The 16,115-nt window shown below is 67.8% G+C and carries 13 protein-coding genes and 1 riboswitch; of the genes, 8 read left to right on the plus strand and 5 right to left on the minus strand.

What is annotated here, in order from left to right:
• Positions 1-132: 132 nt before the first annotated feature.
• Positions 133-3,690, minus strand: a complete 3,558-nt coding sequence (locus tag NR101_RS10535; protein WP_256775834.1) for an ATP-binding protein — start codon at positions 3,688-3,690, stop codon at positions 133-135.
• Between the two features lie 213 nt (positions 3,691-3,903).
• Here NR101_RS10535 and NR101_RS10540 point away from each other — a divergent pair, with 213 nt between their 5' ends.
• Genes NR101_RS10540 through NR101_RS10550 form a run of 3 tightly spaced genes read left to right on the plus strand, consistent with a single transcriptional unit; the run spans position 3,904 to position 5,689 of the window.
• On the plus strand, positions 3,904-4,551 hold the full coding sequence (locus tag NR101_RS10540) for a YceI family protein (protein ID WP_256775807.1): 648 nt from the start codon (positions 3,904-3,906) through the stop codon (positions 4,549-4,551).
• A complete protein-coding gene (locus NR101_RS10545) occupies positions 4,548-5,120 on the plus strand; it encodes a cytochrome b (RefSeq protein ID WP_256775808.1) in 573 nt (190 codons plus the stop codon). Before NR101_RS10540 ends, NR101_RS10545 begins: the two co-directional genes overlap by 4 nt.
• A gap of 2 nt (positions 5,121-5,122) precedes the next feature.
• Positions 5,123-5,689: a YceI family protein gene (locus NR101_RS10550; protein ID WP_256775809.1), complete on the plus strand. Its 567-nt coding sequence runs from the start codon at positions 5,123-5,125 to the stop codon at positions 5,687-5,689.
• A 147-nt stretch (positions 5,690-5,836) separates the two neighbouring features.
• Here NR101_RS10550 and NR101_RS10555 read toward each other — a convergent pair whose 3' ends face one another.
• Complete coding sequence (locus NR101_RS10555) at positions 5,837-6,064, minus strand: glutaredoxin family protein (protein ID WP_256775810.1); 228 nt, start codon at positions 6,062-6,064, stop codon at positions 5,837-5,839.
• A 97-nt stretch (positions 6,065-6,161) separates the two neighbouring features.
• On the opposite strand from NR101_RS10555, the gene NR101_RS10560 reads away from it, so the two are divergent.
• A complete protein-coding gene (locus tag NR101_RS10560) occupies positions 6,162-7,544 on the plus strand; it encodes an L-serine ammonia-lyase (protein ID WP_256775811.1) in 1,383 nt (460 codons plus the stop codon).
• A 178-nt stretch (positions 7,545-7,722) separates the two neighbouring features.
• Positions 7,723-8,727, plus strand: a complete 1,005-nt coding sequence (locus NR101_RS10565; RefSeq protein ID WP_256775812.1) for an alpha/beta hydrolase — start codon at positions 7,723-7,725, stop codon at positions 8,725-8,727.
• A gap of 272 nt (positions 8,728-8,999) precedes the next feature.
• Here the strand turns inward: NR101_RS10565 and NR101_RS10570 are convergent, their stop codons facing one another.
• From NR101_RS10570 to NR101_RS10580, 3 genes are read right to left on the minus strand one after another with little or no spacing between them, the layout of a single operon-like run.
• Entirely contained in the window at positions 9,000-10,067 is a 1,068-nt protein-coding gene (locus NR101_RS10570; protein ID WP_256775813.1) for a homoserine dehydrogenase, read from the minus strand.
• Complete coding sequence (locus tag NR101_RS10575) at positions 10,064-11,308, minus strand: O-succinylhomoserine (thiol)-lyase (RefSeq protein WP_256775814.1); 1,245 nt, start codon at positions 11,306-11,308, stop codon at positions 10,064-10,066. Before NR101_RS10575 ends, NR101_RS10570 begins: the two co-directional genes overlap by 4 nt.
• The gene (locus tag NR101_RS10580; RefSeq protein ID WP_256775815.1) at positions 11,305-12,342 is read right to left on the minus strand and encodes a homoserine O-succinyltransferase; all 1,038 of its coding nucleotides are present in this window, start codon (positions 12,340-12,342) and stop codon (positions 11,305-11,307) included. The genes NR101_RS10575 and NR101_RS10580 overlap by 4 nt, the downstream gene beginning before the upstream one ends.
• Positions 12,343-12,420: 78 nt before the next feature.
• Positions 12,421-12,541: riboswitch (SAM riboswitch) on the minus strand.
• A 160-nt stretch (positions 12,542-12,701) separates the two neighbouring features.
• Here NR101_RS10580 and NR101_RS10585 point away from each other — a divergent pair.
• From NR101_RS10585 to NR101_RS10595, 3 genes are all read left to right on the plus strand, one after another.
• On the plus strand, positions 12,702-13,595 hold the full coding sequence (locus NR101_RS10585; RefSeq protein WP_256775816.1) for a M23 family metallopeptidase: 894 nt from the start codon (positions 12,702-12,704) through the stop codon (positions 13,593-13,595).
• Between the two features lie 75 nt (positions 13,596-13,670).
• Positions 13,671-15,275, plus strand: a complete 1,605-nt coding sequence (locus NR101_RS10590; RefSeq protein ID WP_256775817.1) for a peptide chain release factor 3 — start codon at positions 13,671-13,673, stop codon at positions 15,273-15,275.
• 86 nt (positions 15,276-15,361) lie between these two features.
• Positions 15,362-16,003 carry a hemolysin III family protein gene (locus tag NR101_RS10595; RefSeq protein WP_256775835.1) on the plus strand — a complete coding sequence of 214 codons (642 nt, stop codon included), beginning with the start codon at positions 15,362-15,364 and terminating at the stop codon, positions 16,001-16,003.
• The last annotated feature ends 112 nt before the right edge of the window (positions 16,004-16,115 follow it).

Consider the following 16,115-nt stretch of genomic DNA (forward strand, 5'->3'; position numbering starts at 1 on the left):
CTGACAATAGAGTGATCGAACTGCCAGTGCGGGTTCCTGCCATGCGCTGGATCACATCTTGCTGAGTTGAAGTTCGCATCGATCGCCACTGATCGAAACACCCCGCCTATCTCAGCATGCAGCAGGATGCCCTCAGCCGTCCGGCTGTCGCCCCGCACGCGCCGTTGCGATCGCATCGACCAGCAGGTCGCCGGTGACCGGCTTGCGCAGGAAACCATCGAACCCGCTTTCCAGCACCTGCTGTTCGGCGTAAGCATCCGAGCGCGCGGTAACCGCGATCAGCGGCAGCTCGTAGCCCAGCGCGCGCAGTTGTCCGGCAATGGCGATGCCATCCAGCGCCGGCAGGTCGAGGTCGAGCAGGCCCACATCGAACGGCCCGGCCGACACCTCGGCCAACGCAGCCAATCCGTGCAGCACGTGCACCACCTCATGACCGCGCGTGCGCAACAGCCCGGCAATCACGTCGGCCACGGTCGGGTCGTCTTCCACCAGCAGGATCCGCAACGGTGGCAACTGGATCCGCGCGGCGTCTTGCGCGTGACTGGGTGCGCCGCCGCGCCGCAGCGTCCACGGCAGCGGCAAGACCACGGTGAAACGCGCGCCCTGGCCGGGCCGGCTGTCGATGTCGATCCGTCCGGCCATCGCCACCGCCAGTTCCTGGCAGATCGCCAGACCCAGCCCGCTGCCGCCGTACCGCGATGCCGTACGCGGACCATCGGCCTGTTCGAAACGATGGAACAGGCGCTGCTGCTGGTCGGCGCTGATCCCTGGACCGGTATCGGTGACCTCGAAGGCCACGCCCAGGCCATCGTCGAGCAGCTCCACGCCCAACCCGACATGGCCGCGCTCGGTGAACTTGATGGCATTGCCGAGCAGGTTCATCAGGATCTGGCGCACGCGCATTTCATCGCCACTGACCTGCACCGGGCCGGGCAGGTTGAAGCTGCGTTCGAAGGCCAGGCCACGGTGGTGTGCCATCGGCTCCATCAGTGCCTGCACCTGGGCCAGCATCGACATCAGATCGAACGGACGGATATCCAGTTCGAGCCGGCCCGCTTCGATCCGCGCCAGGTCCAGCGCATCGTTGACCAGCCGCAGCAGATGGGTGCCGGCATGCTGGATCGACGCGGCATAGCCCCGCTGCAGGTCATCCAGCGGCGTGGCCAGCAACAGCTCGCTCATGCCCAGCACGCCGGTCATCGGCGTACGCACCTCGTGCCCGAGCGTGGCCAGGAACCGGCTCTTGGCCTGGGAGGCGTGTTCGGCGATCTGCTGTTTGTGCACGGTCAGCTGCCATTGCTGGCGCCGGCGCAGCCGCACCCGCGCCACGTACACCACCACCGCCACCAGCAGCAGCCACAACACCAGGTACGCCAGGATCGCCCCGTTGCTGCGCCACCACGGCGGCAGCACCTCCACGCTGAGCGTGCGCGACGGCGTCCATTGCCCATGCGAGGTGGCCGCCTGCACATCGATGGCGTACTGCCCCGAGGGCAGGCGCGACAGCAGGCGTTCTCCGTCGGAGGCCTGCATCACCCAGTTCTGGTCGTACCCGGAGACCCGGTAGCGATAGCGGTTGCCCTGCGGATTGGCGAAGGACAGCAGGCGAGCGGTGACGATCAGGTCGCGGTCTTCGGGACCGAGCACGATCGGCGCGTTCGGCGGCAACGATTGCTGGCCCTCAGCGTCATCGCGGCGCACCTGCAGGTTGTCGATCACCAGCTGCGACGGCGGCAGCGGCAGGTCGGCCGCATCCGGGTCGAACCCGACCAGCCCGGTAGCGGTGACCGCCAGCAGGTGGCCATTGGCGGCACGCACCGGCGGCCGGCCACTGAACTCCACATCCGGCAGGCCGTCGCGTTCGCCGTACAGTCGTAGCTGGCGCTGCTTGCCCTGCCAGCTGAGCAGGCCGCGCGGGGTGGTCGCCCACACCTGTCCCTGCCGGCCGATCACCAGCCCGCCCATCGATACCGGCGGCACGCCCTCGGCGCTACCAACGCGCTCGCGCAGGGTCATGCTCAGTCCATCCCAGCGGTAGCGCTCCAGTGCGCCACTGCGCGCCAGCCACAGTTCATCCGCACCAATCCAGGCCATGTCGAAGATGTTGCCCGATGCAATTCCCGGCACGTGTTCGAATCGGCCCTCGTTCCAGCGCATCAGGCCCGCGTCGCCCATCACCCACAGTTGCCCGCGGGCATCGAACAGCATCTGCTCGATCGGGGCGTCGGTCAGCCCACGGCCTGCGTCGATGCGGATCGTATCGAGCACCATGCCCTGGGCATCGCGGCGCTGGATGCCGTAGTTCATGATCGACAGCCAGATCTCGCCGTCGGGCGCCTGGCGGATCAGATCGATGCGCTGGCGCACATCCGCGCCGCCGCCGATCTTCCACTCGCGTACCTGGCCGGTACGCGGCTGGTACAGGTTCAGGCGCCCGGCGCGACCGATCCACAGCGCGCCATCGGCACGCGGCAACACCGACCAGTTCGCGCCCACCCCGAGGACGTTTTCATCGGCGATCTGGCGCAGCGTGCCGCGCTCGTCCAACCGGTAGATGCCGTGTGCGCCGGACACGTAGAAATCGTTGCCCGCCGCCGCCACACCGAGCAGGTACACACTGTCCAGCGGCTTGCCGTCCAGCTGGTACCAGGTGGAGAAGCGCCGCCAATCCGGCGGCAGGTAGGCCAGGCCCTGGGTGAGCATGGCCACCCACAGCCCGCCCTCGTGGTCCTGCAACATGTCCAGCACGCCGCTGCGCGCGGTCAGGAAGCCACTGCCGCCATCCCCGGCCAGCAGTCGCACGTCGCCCTGGTCGCCCCGGTAAAGGCCATCGGCGGTACCAAGCCAATAGCCGCCGTTGCGGTCGTGTACGACCGTGGCCGCGCGGACGTCGGCGCTCAGTGTCCACGGTGCCCTGCGTGCACTGCCATCGGCATCGATGCGGAACAGCCCGCCCTCGGTGCCGGCCCAGATCGTGCCGTCCGGCTCCCGGGTCAGGCGGAAGACGCTTTTGCCACCCAGCACCTCGGTGGCGATGCGGGTGAACCGCTGTCCATCCCAGCGCGCCACGCCACTGCCGGTGCCGACCCAGACCCGCCCCTGCGGATCGGCCAACAGGCTGTAGATGGTGTCGTCGGGAAGACGGGCCGGGTCGGCAGGATCGGCCCGGTAGCGCACCAAGGTGCCGTTTTCCTCGCGGCGGCAGATGCCGTGGCGGTTGGTGCCGATCCACAGCGACTTGCCCGCATAGGCCAGCGACCACACCTGCCCCTCGCAGCCCGCCTCGAGGTCGGGGAAGCGCTGAAAGCGCTCGCGACCGGGCGGCAACATGGACAGACCAACACCACTGATGCCCACCCATACACGGTCGAGCGGGTCCACCAGCAGCGTTTCGATCTCGTTGCCGGGGAGCGAGCCGGGGTCGGCCGGATCGTTGCGCCACACGCGCAGCCCGACGCCATCCACCCGTGCCAGGCCATCATTGGTGGCCGCCCAGACGTAACCTTGGCGATCCTGCGCCAGCGCCAGCACCATCCGCGATGGCATGCCTTCGGCGGCACCCAGCCGGCGCATGCGTGGCGTTTCTACCGAGGCTCCTGCCGATGTCACTGCGGCCCACGAGGCTGCCGGCAGCGTGCATAACGCCAGTACCAGCAACACGATGCCCGCGTACCCGCCACGCGTTCCCATCGCCATCCATATCTCCTTGTAGCCGCAGATTGTCCCACAGCGCCTGCGGTGGCGCCCGGGCGGCGCTGCCGCACCACCTGCGCGTATCGCTGGAACAGCCTGTTGCCGCGCGGTGCGGGCCCGGCCCGCGCCACGATCTGTTGCAGCCATGGCACTGCTGGCACCGACGGGGCTATGCGTATGATCGACGCTGTCCTCCATGGAGCCCGGCCCATGACCCTGCGCCTGACCCTTGCCCTGCTGCTGTGCACCGCTCCACTGGCGGCCCGGGCCGCCGCCGATACCTACCGGCTCGACCCGGTGCACACCCGCGTGCTGTTCGCGGTGGAGCACGCCGGCTTCTCGCATGCGCTGGGCACGGTGTCCGGCAGCGAAGGTGTGCTGGAATTCGATCCGCAGGACTGGCCCGCGGCCAGGCTGAGCGTCACGGTGCCAATCCAGCGCCTGGACCTGGGCGATGACAAGTGGAACAAGGCCACCGCCGCGCGCAACCTGCTCGACACCGGGCGCTTCCCGCAGGCGCGCTTCGTCTCGACCCGGGTCGAACCGATCGATGCCACCCATGCCAACGTCATCGGCGACCTGACCCTGCATGGGGTGACCCGCGAGGTGACCCTGGCAGTCACCCTCAATGCACTCAAACGCCACCCGCTGCCGCCATTCCGCCGTACCGCCGGTTTCTCGGCCACCGCTACGCTCAGTCGCAGCGCGTTCGGCGTTGCCGGCTGGCCGTCGATGATCGGCGACGAGGTGCAGCTGCGGATCGAAGCGGAAGCCGTTCGCGACAGCAGCGCCACCGATCCGCAGCCCGCACCGGCCACCCCCGTATCCCCACAGCCGGTCGAGGAGACCACGCCATGACCGCCAAGAACACCGCCACCCGCTGGGGCGGCGTCAGCCAGACCCTGCACTGGTTGATCGCCCTGCTGATCCTTGCCCTGGGCATCGTCGGGCTGACCATGGGCGAATTCCCCAAGACCCCGAAGTACTTCTGGATCTACACGATGCACAAGTCGATCGGGATCACCGTGCTGGCCCTGGTGGTCGCGCGGCTGGGCTGGCGCCTGTACGCCGGCGCGCCCGATCCGGTGCCGGGCACGCCGACCTGGCAGGAACGCATTGCCTCGGCCACGCACACGCTGCTGTATGTGCTGATGTTCGCCATCCCGCTGTCGGGCTGGCTGTACGACTCGGCCAGCGGGCTGCGTCCATTCCGCTGGTTCGGGCTGGTCGAGGTACCCAAGCTGAGCGGGCCGGACGAGCGCGTCACGCAGGTCTCCCACGCCATCCACGAGTGGGGTTTCTGGCTGCTGATCGCGGTGGTGCTGGCCCACGCCGGCGCCGCGCTTTACCACCATTTTTACCAACGCGATGCCACCCTTGCGCGCATGCTCCCGCAGCGCTGGCTTGCCTCCCCCCAGAAGGATTGACCATGAACATCAAGCTCACCTCCCCCGCGGCGGTCGCCGCCGCCCTCGCCGGCCTGCTCGCCACCGCACCGGTGCTGGCCGCCGACTACGTGCAGGCCCCCGGCTCGGTGCTCGCGTTTGCGACCAAGTACGACGGTGAAGTCTTCACCGGCACCTTCCCAGGCTTCGACACCAAGCTGAGCTTCGACCCCGCCAAGCTGGACGGTTCCAGGCTGGAAGTGACCATTCCGCTGGCCGGCGCCAAGAGCGGCAACAGCGACCGGGATTCGACCCTGCAGGGCGCGGACTTCTTCAACGTCGGCAAGTTCGCCCAGGCCAAGTACAGCGCCAGCAAATTCCGTTCGCTCGGCAACAACCAGTACGCCGCCGACGGCACCCTGGAACTGCGCGGCGTCAGCAAGCCGGTCACCCTGACCTTCACCTGGACACCGGGCGCGCAGCCGGTGCTCAGCGGCAAGGCCACGGTCAAGCGCCTGGACTTCGGCGTGGGCGGCGGCGACTGGGCCGACACCAAGACCATCCCGAACGAAACCGCGATCAGCACCAAGGTCGTCCTGAAGGCAAAGTGATGCCGGCGGGCGCCGGCCGCTGGCCGGCGCTCCGCACAGGGGATCCAAACCCCGTAGAGCCGACCGTTGGTCGGCTGCTTGGCTGCCTTGGCTGCCTTGGCTGCCCTGACGGCGCCAGGAGCCAGGGCAGCCGACCAACGGTCGGCTCTACGCTTGCCCGCTGATCCAGACCTGCACCGCCGCCACATCGAACGGCCAGTCCAGCTCCCGCCCCTGCGCATCGCGCAGCACCGGCACGCGCAGGCCGTAGCGGGCCTCCAGCGCCGCGTCATCGTCGATGAACACACTGTCCAGGCCCGATACCCGGGCCTGGGCCAGCACCGCCAGGGCCTGGTCGCACAACTGGCAGTCATCACGCTGGAACAAGGTAAACACCGGCCCACCCGCCTTGGGAAATGTTGCGGCGCAGCCAGAGCCGGCGGCGCGAAGCGCATAGAATAGCGCTCCATCCGATACCCGCAGTTTGGCAATCATGGCTGTCAGCACGTTCGACGTTTTCAAGATCGGCATTGGCCCGAGCTCCTCGCACACCGTGGGACCGATGAAGGCCGCCGAACGCTTCGTGCACCGCTGGTTGCTGGATCCGGGCCGCCTGCAGGACGTGGTGCGCATCCGCGCCGACGTGTACGGCTCGCTGGCCCTGACCGGGCGCGGCCATGGCACCGACAAGGCGGTCCTGCTCGGGCTGGAGGGGCAGCGCCCGAACCTGATCGACCCGGACATCATCCCGGCAACCCTCGAACGCATCCGCAGCAGCAAGCGGATCCAGTTGATGGGCACCCATGAGATCGCCTTCGACGAGAAGCGCGACCTGGGCCTGAACAAGCGGCAGAAGCTGCCCTACCACACCAACGGCATGCGCTTCACCGCCTATGACGCCGACGAGCAGGTGATCGCCACCCGCGATTACTACTCCGTCGGTGGCGGCTTCGTGGTCAACCAGGACGACGCGGCCGATGATCGCATCGTGCCTGATGAAACCCCGCTGCCGTATCCGTTCAAGAGCGGCGACGAACTGCTCGCGCAGACCGCGCGCAGCGGCCTGAGCATCGCCCAGATGATGTTCGAGAACGAAAAAAGCTGGCGCAGCGAAGACGAGATCCGCGAGCAGCTGCGCGAGATCTGGGGTGCGATGCAGGCGTGCGTGGCGCGCGGCATCCGCCAGGAGGGCACCCTGCCCGGCGGCCTGCATGTCTCCCGCCGCGCCCCGGCGCTGTACCGCGAACTGTCGTCCAAGCCCGAAGCGGCCATGCGCGATCCGCTGACCACGCTGGACTGGGTCAACCTCTACGCGCTGGCGGTCAACGAAGAAAACGCCGCCGGTGGCCGCGTGGTGACCGCACCGACCAATGGCGCGGCCGGCGTGCTTCCCGCGGTTCTGCATTACTTCGACCGCTTCTGCCCGGGCGCCAACGAACAGCGCGTGTTCGATTTCCTGCTGACCTCGGCGGCGATCGGCATCCTGTACAAGGAAAACGCCTCCATTTCCGGCGCCGAAGTCGGTTGCCAGGGCGAAGTGGGCGTGGCCTGCTCGATGGCCGCCGGTGGCCTGGTTGCCGCCCTCGGCGGCAGCCCGAGTCAGATCGAGAACGCCGCCGAGATCGGCATGGAGCACAACCTCGGCCTGACCTGCGACCCGATCGGCGGGCTGGTGCAGATCCCGTGCATCGAACGCAACGCGATGGGCGCGGTCAAGGCGATCAACGCCTCGCGCATGGCCATGCGCGGCGACGGCAAGCATAAGGTATCGCTGGACAAGGTCATCAAGACCATGCGCGACACCGGCCGCGACATGCAGGACAAGTACAAGGAAACCAGCCGCGGCGGGCTGGCGGTCAACGTCATCGAGTGCTGATCCGATCGCCCCGGTAGAGCCGACGGTTGGTCGGCTTGTCCACCATCGCGGGGAAATGCAGCCGATCAACGGTCGGCTCTACGCGGTGGGGAAATGCAGCCGACCAACGGTCGGCTCTACGCGGCAGCATCATCGCGGTGCCTCCAGTAAAGTCGGGCTTTCCCTTCCGGAGACCGCCATGCGCATCCTGGCCGCCGCCCTGCTCGCCTGCCTACCCCTGACTTCCCTCGCCGCCGACACCTATGGCCCACGGCTGGAAGGCTTCGAGTACCCCTACCCGGTGAAGATCTTCCAGTTCGACGCACAGCGACAACCACTGGAGATGGCCTACCTCGATGTCCCGCCGGCCGGCAAGGCCTTCGCCGGCACGGTCGTACTGCTGCACGGCAAGAACTTCTGCGCAGCCACCTGGCAGGACACCATCCAGGCGCTGAGCGCCGCCGGTTACCGGGTGATCGCACCGGACCAGATCGGCTTCTGCAAATCCAGCAAGCCCGAGCGCTACCAGTATTCGTTCGGCCAGCTGGCCGCCAATACCCACGCCCTGCTCGCCCATCTTGGGCTCGACGCGGCCCAGGTCGACCTCGTCGGCCATTCGATGGGTGGCATGCTCGCCGCGCGCTATGCGCTGATGTATCCGCAGCAGCTGCGGCACCTGGCGCTGGTCAATCCCATCGGGCTGGAAGACTGGAAGGCCAAGGGCGTGCCCTGGCGCAGCGTGGATGCGTGGTATGCCGGCGAGTTGAAGACCAGCTTCGACAGCATCAAAAAGTACCAGCTGGAGGTGTATTACAACGGCCAGTGGAAGCCCGGGTACGCGCACTGGGTAAGCATGCAGTCACGCATGTACGACGGCCCGGGCAAGCAGGCGGTGGCCTGGAGCCAGGCGCTGACCTCGGACATGGTGTTCAACCAGCCGGTGGTCTACGAGCTGCCGCAGATCACCGTGCCGACCACGTTGTTCATCGGCCAGACCGACCGCACCGCGATCGGCCGCGACCTGGCATCGCCGGCATTGAAGGCGACGCTGGGCGACTATCCGGCACTGGGCAAGGCGGCGGCGGCAGCGATTCCCGGCGCGACGCTGATGACCTTCGATGATCTCGGCCATTCCCCGCAGGTGCAGGACCCGAAGCGATTCAACGCGGCGTTGTTGAAGGCGCTGAAGGAAACCCACCGGTAGAGCCGAGCCATGCTCGGCTGCATCTCTGGCGCGGCGCGTGAGGTCGTTTATCGCGCGAAGGGCAGCCGAGCATGGCTCGGCTCTACCTGCGCGTGAGGTCGTTTATCGCGCGAAGGGCAGCCGAGCATGGCTCGGCTCTACCTGCGCGTTAGGTCGTTCATCGCGCGAAGGGCAGCCGAGCGTGGCTCGGCTCTACCTGCCCGTTAGGTCGTTTATCGCGCGAAGGGCAGCCGAGCGTGGCTCGGCTCTACCTGTCGCGCGCGACACATTGGCTACCGCCGCACGATCGCCAGCACATCATCCAGCAAGGCCGCCGCCGTCACCTCGGCACCCGCGCCCGGGCCTTGGATCAACAACGGCTGGGCGGGGTAACGATCGCTGTGAATGGCCACGCGATTGTCGGTCTGCGCGCCACCGGCCAGCGGGTGATCCAGCGGCAGGATGCGCAGGCCCACCGACGCACCGTCGTGGTCGAAACCGCCGACGAAACGCAGGCATCCACCCTGTTCACGGGCCTGCTGCCAGTACGCCTGCAGCGGGGCGTCCAACAACGCCACCTGTGACAGGGCCGCGTCGGTCGGCAGCGCGGCCAGCGCCGCAGGCACCAGCGAGCCCACCTCGACCTGCTCGGCCCGCAACGCGATGCCGCTGGCGCGCGCCAGGATCAGCAGCTTGCGGCGCACGTCTTCCCCGGACAGGTCCACGCGCGGATCCGGTTCGGTGTAGCCGGCCGCAGCCGCCTGCCGCACCCAGTCGGAGAACGCACGCTGGCCGTCATAGTGATGGAACAGCCATGCCAGCGAACCGGACAACACCCCTTCCACGCGATGGATGCGATCCCCCCCGGCGACCAGCGCGCGCAGACTGCTCAGCAGCGGCAGGCCGGCACCCACGGTGGCGCTGTCGCCGTACTGCGCATCGCCTTCCTCGCGGCCGTCGGCGATGGCCTGCGCACGTGCCAGCTGCGCGCCCTGGCCCAGCTTGTTGGCGGTGACCACGTGCACACCACGGGCCAACCACTGCTCGTGCCAGTTGGCGACCTCGTCGCTGGCGGTCGCATCGACCACCACATCGCCACGCTGCAGCCCTTCGGCCTCGGCCCAGGGCTGCAGCGGCGGCACGCTGCGCGCGGCCAGGTTGGCCTGCTGCAGTTCGTGCTCCGGGCCCCGTTCGCAGGCACGCGCAGTGCGCGAATTGGCCAGCCAGGAAAATGCCGGCAATGCCACGCCGCGCGCCTGCAGCGACTGGTAACGCTGCACGAACGCCGTGCCGACGGTACCGGTGCCCAACAACGCCAGCCGGCGCGCCGGTGCGCGCGCCAGGTTCAGCACCGCACTCATGCATCCACCTGTTTGCGCACGGCCGCCTTGGCCTGCAGGTCGATCACGGCCTGCGCGCGCTCCAGCCCGGCCTGCAGATCGGCGAGCAGGTCTTCGGGGGATTCGATGCCCACCGACAGGCGCAACAGGCCTTCGCTGATGCCGGCATGGGCGCGCGCCTCGGGGGTCATCGCGGCATGGGTCATGGTCGCCGGATGGGCTACCAGGCTTTCCACGCCACCGAGCGATTCGGCCAGGGTGAAGCAGCGCAACCCATCAACGAATGCGCGCACCGCCGCGTGCGGATCATCGCCCTCGCACGAGGCCAGTTCGAAGGACAGCATCGCGCCGAAGCCGTCCTGCTGGCGCGCGGCGATGGCGTGGCCGGGATGATCGGCCAGCCCCGGGTAGTAGACGTTGGCCACCGCATCGCTGGCGACCAGCAGGTCGACCACCTCGGCGGTGTTCTCCTGGTGCGCACGCAGGCGCGCGCCGAGCGTGCGCAGGCCACGCAGGGTCAGGAACGCATCGAACGGCGACCCGGTCAGGCCCAGCGCGTTGGCCCACCACACCAGCTGCTCATGCACCGCCGCATCGCGTGCGATCACCGCACCGCCCACCACGTCGCTGTGGCCGTTGATGTACTTGGTGGTCGAGTGCAGCACCACGTCCGCACCGAAAGCGATCGGCTGCTGCAGCGCCGGTGACAGGAACGTGTTGTCCACCACCACCTTGGCCCCGGCCTTGTGCGCGGCATCGATGACGAAACGCAGGTCGGTGATGCGCAGCAGCGGGTTGGAGGGGGTTTCGATCAGCACCAGCGTCGGTGACTGCGCCAGCGCATCGGCGAGCGAACGCGGGTCGGTCAGGTCGGCGGTGATCAGGCCGAAGTGGCCCTTCTTCGCCAACGCGTTGAACAGGCGCCAGCTGCCACCGTAGGCATCGTGCGGCACCACCAGCGTATCGCCGGGCTGCAGCAGCGCGTTGAGCACCAGGTTGATCGCGCCCATGCCGGTGGAGGTGATCACCCCACCCGCGCCGCCTTCCAGGTCGGCCAGCGCTTCGCCAAGCAGGTCGCGCGTGGGATTGCCACTGCGGGTGTAGTCGTACTGGCGCTTGTTGCCGAAGCCATCGAAGCTGAAGTTGGACGACAGCACGATCGGCGGGGTCACCGCACCGTGGGCGGTGTCGCGGTCGATGCCGGCGCGCACGGCGGCGGTGACGCGGCTACAGGACGGCTCGGTACCGGTGGACAGGCTCATGCGGTTTCTCCCAGGGAACGGATGGCGGTGGCGAGGATCGCGTCGATGCGATCGGTTTCTTTGAGGAAGGCGTCGTGGCCGTACGGCGAGCGCAGCACGCGCAGGCTGCCGCGCGGCCCCAGCCCTTCGACCAGGCCGACGCAGTCGGCCAGCGGCACCAGACGGTCGCCTTCCACGGCAACCACCACGGTCGGCACATGGATGGCGGTCGGGTCGACGCGATGCAGGTCGATCGATTCGGACAGGCGCAGGTAGGCATCCACCGCGGTGCGCGCCACGTACTGCGCGCCGGCGGCATCGAGGTAATCCTCGGCGGCCACGCGCACGCGGCCGTTGACCACTTCCGGCGGTGCATCGAAGCGCTCGCCGAATTCTTCCGGCGTGCGGTAGCTGAGCATCGCGAACTGCCGCGCCAGGGCCAGCCCGTGGCCTTCGGCGCATTGCAGCTGGCCCAGGGCCACCGCACGGCGCTGCAGTGCGCGCCAGGCCGAAGCGTAGGGATGTGGACGATGCGCGCCGCTTACCGCAACCAGCTTGAGCAGGCGCTGGCGATGGCGGATGGCGAACTGCTGACCAACCAGCGCCCCGTAGGAATAGCCGACGAAGCACAACACCTGGGCAATGCCGAGATGATCGAGCAGCAGCGCCAACGCATCAGCCTGGTCGGCGGTATCGATGGGCAGGTCCAGCGCGCCGTCGGCACCGATGAAATCGAAGGCGAGGATGCGCTGCTCGGCCGGGTCCAGTGCGCGGCCGGCGGCGACAAGCCCTTCCGCCCAGCCTTTTTCCGGGAATTCGGCATTGGCGGCCACGTGCCGATGCGCGGAAATGCCCCCGGCCAGCACCACCACCGGTGCACCCGCACGCCCCACCAGTTCATAGCGCAGGCGTACCGGACGGGCACCGGCGTGGCGCATCGACAGCACCGCGGCGATTTCGCCGCGCACGGCGTTGGATCCGGCGTCGAGCGGGACGCTGATCGGTGCGAAGGCGTCGGTGGCAACAGCGGTGGCGGTGGCGGTGGCGAAACCCATGGCGGTATCCAAAGTAGGAAAACGGCCATCGAGCTTTCGCGGAGCTCGCGTTCGAAGCGCACGCACGGTGCACGGTTCGAACCATCTTTCGGAAGACACCAACGGTCTCCGCAGGATTTGGCACCTACGCAGGTCGCTTTCGCGTCTGCGGGCTGCCCCGGCTTCAAAGGGCCTGTCCCTCTGCCGGTCTCGATGGTGGAGCCACGATGCCAGCCCCTTTCGGCGATGTCAATCCTTTCATCGGGATGAAGCGATATAGTTTTTTCTCATCAGGGCGCCACCCCCACTTACCGAGCGTCGCGCTTTCCTGAACGGACCCGGTTGCGTACAGTCGCGCCCATCTCCACCGGATCCCCGCCATGCGCCGTGCGCTGCTGCTGACCTTGCTGTCGTGTCCTCTCGCCCTCCAGGCCGCCAGCGTGCCCGGCAATGCCGCCTGGCGCTCGGGCTGGGGCCTGGTCGAGCAGGCCCACGCCACCGCGCCGGCCAACCGCCTCGATGCGGGCATTGCCACGGTCAAGCTGGAGGGCGGTGGCAGCCGCTGGCAGGCTCGCGTGGACAACCACCTGTTCGGGCCGGTGCAGATCGCACTGCGCCAACCGGCCGGCGCCACGGCGTTGCCCGGCCTGCCGCTGCAGGCGGTGCTGGCCGGCTCGGCCAGCGTCGTGGTGACCCGCCTGCAACTGTCGTCGGACATACCACGGCTGGACCTGCTGCTCGATGCGGTGCCCGGCGATCCCACCGCCACGGCCCAGGACGTGGCCTACCAGCTGCCCTTCGACGCCAGGCGCTTCCAGGTCACCCAGGCTCCGCAGGGCCGTTTCAGCCACACCGATGCGGAGAACCGCGACGCCATCGACTTCGCCCTGGCCGAAGGGACCTCGGTGCTCGCCGCGCGCGCCGGCCGGGTGATGCAGGTGCAGGGCAATTTCGACGGGAGCGGACAGGACCCGGTGCGCGATCGGGCGCGGGCCAACTTCATCCGGATCCTGCACGACGACGGCAGCATGGCCGTCTACGCGCACCTGCAGGCCAACGGCGTCCTGGTGCGCAGCGGCCAGCGGGTCGACGCTGGCCAGCGGATCGGCCTGTCGGGCAACACCGGTTTCAGCACCGCGCCGCACCTGCATTTCGTGGTCCAGACCAACAGTGGTATGCAGCTGCGGTCGGTGCCGGTACGGATCGTGACCCCGCAGGGCGAGCTGCACTTCGCCCGCGAAGCCGATCCGGGCGGCCCCGCCGCCCTGCCCTGACCCCGGCCACGCCCGCCCCCGCTATACTGGGCGGCTTATCTCCATGAAAAGCGCCCCGGGCGGGCGCGTCACGCCATGTCCGAAGTCGCCAACGAAGCCGCGCGCCGCCGCACCTTCGCCATCATTTCCCATCCTGACGCCGGCAAGACCACGCTGACCGAAAAGCTGCTGCTGTTCGGCGGTGCGATCCAGATGGCCGGTTCGGTGAAGGGCCGCAAGGCCGCGCGCCACGCGACGTCCGACTGGATGGCGCTGGAAAAGGAGCGCGGAATCTCGGTCACCTCCTCGGTGATGCAGTTCCCTTACGAAGGCAAGATCGTCAACCTGCTCGACACCCCCGGCCACGCCGACTTCGGCGAGGACACCTACCGCGTGCTCACCGCGGTGGACTCGGCGCTGATGGTGATCGACGTGGCCAAGGGCGTGGAAGAGCGCACCATCAAGTTGATGGAAGTGTGCCGCCTGCGCGACACCCCGATCATGACCTTCATCAACAAGCTCGACCGCGAAGGCAAGGAGCCGATCGACCTGCTGGATGAAGTGGAAAGCGTGCTCGGCATCCAGTGCGCCCCGGTGACCTGGCCGATCGGCATGGGCCAGCGCCTGAAAGGCGTGGTCCACCTGATCAGCGGCGAAGTCCACCTGTACGAACAGGGCCGCAACTTCACCCGCCAGGATTCGACCATCTTCCCGTCGATCGATTCGCCAGGCCTGGCCGAGAAAATCGGTGAGCGCATGCTGGCCGACCTGCGCGACGAGCTGGAACTGGTGCAGGGCGCCAGCCACCCGTTCGACCTGGAGGCCTACCTGGCCGGCAAGCAGACCCCGGTGTTCTTCGGCTCGGGCGTGAACAACTTCGGCGTGCAGCCGCTGCTGGACTTCTTCGTCGAGCACGCGCCGTCACCGCAGCCGCGCGCCACCACCGGCCGTGTGATCGCGCCGGAGGAAAACAAGCTCACCGGCTTCGTGTTCAAGATCCAGGCCAACATGGACCCGCAGCATCGCGACCGCGTGGCCTTCATGCGGATCTGCTCGGGCCGGTTCGTCGCCGGCATGAAGACCTTCCACGTGCGCACCGGCAAGGAAATGAAGCTGGCCAACGCGCTGACCTTCATGGCCAGCGATCGCGAGATCGCCGCCGAAGCGTGGCCGGGCGATGTGATCGGTATCCACAACCACGGCACCATCTCCATCGGTGACACCTTCACCGAAGGCGAGGCGGTGAGCTTCACCGGCATCCCGAACTTCGCCCCGGAACTGTTCCGCCGCGCACGCCTGCGCGATCCGCTCAAGCTCAAGCAGCTGCAGAAGGGCCTGGCCCAGCTCTCCGAGGAAGGTGCAACGCAGTTCTTCCGCCCACTGATGAGCAACGACCTCATCCTCGGTGCGGTGGGTGTACTGCAGTTCGATGTGGCCGCCTACCGCCTGAAGGACGAGTACGGCGTGGAAGCCACCTTCGAGCCGGTCAGCGTGACCACGGCGCGCTGGGTCACCTGCAGCAACGAGAAGAAGCTGGAGGAGTTCCGCGAAAAGAATGCCGGCAACCTGAGCATCGATGCCGCCGGCCAGCTGGTGTATCTGGCACCGACCCGGGTCAACCTGCAGCTGGCGCAGGAACGTGCGCCGGATGTGCGCTTCGCCGCCACGCGCGAAGCGGCACACAGCATTTCGGTCGGCTGATACCGCGTCTGAACAGGCCCGCGTGCATGCGCGCGCCATCGCGGCGATGATAGGGGGGAGCGGGTCCCCCCCTCCCCGCAGTGTCGATCGCCATGACTACAGTTGCTTCCGTACGTGAAGAAATCGCCAGCGCGCTGACCCACGGGCTCGGCGCGGTGGCCGCGCTGGCCGGCAGCGCCGTGCTGATCACCCTGGCCGCCATCTATGGCGACGGCTGGCAGTTGGCCAGCGCGATCGTGTTCGGGGTGGCGTTGCTGCTGCTGTACACGGCCTCCACGCTGTACCACGCGATCCAGCACCCGGTCGTCAAGGGTCGGCTGAAGGTGTTCGATCACTGCGCCATCTACCTGCTGATCGCCGGCACGTATACGCCGTTCACGCTGATCGGGCTGCGTGGCGGTCCGTGGGGCTGGGGCATGTTCACCGCGATCTGGGTGCTGGCCTTTGCCGGGGTGATCTTCAAGCTGTTCTTCACCGGGCGCTTCAAGCTGCTGTCGACGATCATCTACATCGCGATGGGCTGGATGGTGATGGTGGCGATCAAGCCGATGTGGGCCTCGATCGATGGCTGGACGTTGGGTTGGCTGCTCGCTGGCGGGCTGTCCTATACGTTGGGCACCTATTTCTACCATCGCGAATCGATCCGTTATTCGCACGCGATCTGGCATCTGTTTGTGATCGGCGGCAGTGTCTGTCATTTCGTCGCGGTTACTGCGCAGATTCTTTGAGGGTGTTGATTTTTTTCGGCAACTTTTTAAGGTCAAGGTCAAGGTCAACTTCAACTGCTGGAGCCGGTTGGACGGTGCTGTCGGCCGGGTCGGGGCGGGGGGGTTGGCGGGA

Source organism: Stenotrophomonas sp. Ste86 (assembly GCF_024519465.1).
Classification (GTDB): domain Bacteria; phylum Pseudomonadota; class Gammaproteobacteria; order Xanthomonadales; family Xanthomonadaceae; genus Stenotrophomonas.

Excerpts from the sequence above, each read along its gene's own strand:
- NR101_RS10575 (WP_256775814.1), bottom strand. The coding sequence starts at position 11,308 with ATGAGCCTGTCCACCGGTACCGAGCCGTCCTGTAGCCGCGTCACCGCC.
- NR101_RS10540 (WP_256775807.1), top strand. The coding sequence starts at position 3,904 with ATGACCCTGCGCCTGACCCTTGCCCTGCTGCTGTGCACCGCTCCACTG.
- NR101_RS10570 (WP_256775813.1), bottom strand. The coding sequence starts at position 10,067 with ATGAGTGCGGTGCTGAACCTGGCGCGCGCACCGGCGCGCCGGCTGGCG.
- NR101_RS10565 (WP_256775812.1), top strand. The coding sequence starts at position 7,723 with ATGCGCATCCTGGCCGCCGCCCTGCTCGCCTGCCTACCCCTGACTTCC.
- NR101_RS10545 (WP_256775808.1), top strand. The coding sequence starts at position 4,548 with ATGACCGCCAAGAACACCGCCACCCGCTGGGGCGGCGTCAGCCAGACC.
- NR101_RS10580 (WP_256775815.1), bottom strand. The coding sequence starts at position 12,342 with ATGGGTTTCGCCACCGCCACCGCCACCGCTGTTGCCACCGACGCCTTC.
- NR101_RS10585 (WP_256775816.1), top strand. The coding sequence starts at position 12,702 with ATGCGCCGTGCGCTGCTGCTGACCTTGCTGTCGTGTCCTCTCGCCCTC.
- NR101_RS10550 (WP_256775809.1), top strand. The coding sequence starts at position 5,123 with ATGAACATCAAGCTCACCTCCCCCGCGGCGGTCGCCGCCGCCCTCGCC.
- NR101_RS10590 (WP_256775817.1), top strand. The coding sequence starts at position 13,671 with ATGTCCGAAGTCGCCAACGAAGCCGCGCGCCGCCGCACCTTCGCCATC.
- NR101_RS10560 (WP_256775811.1), top strand. The coding sequence starts at position 6,162 with ATGGCTGTCAGCACGTTCGACGTTTTCAAGATCGGCATTGGCCCGAGC.
- NR101_RS10535 (WP_256775834.1), bottom strand. The coding sequence starts at position 3,690 with ATGGGAACGCGTGGCGGGTACGCGGGCATCGTGTTGCTGGTACTGGCG.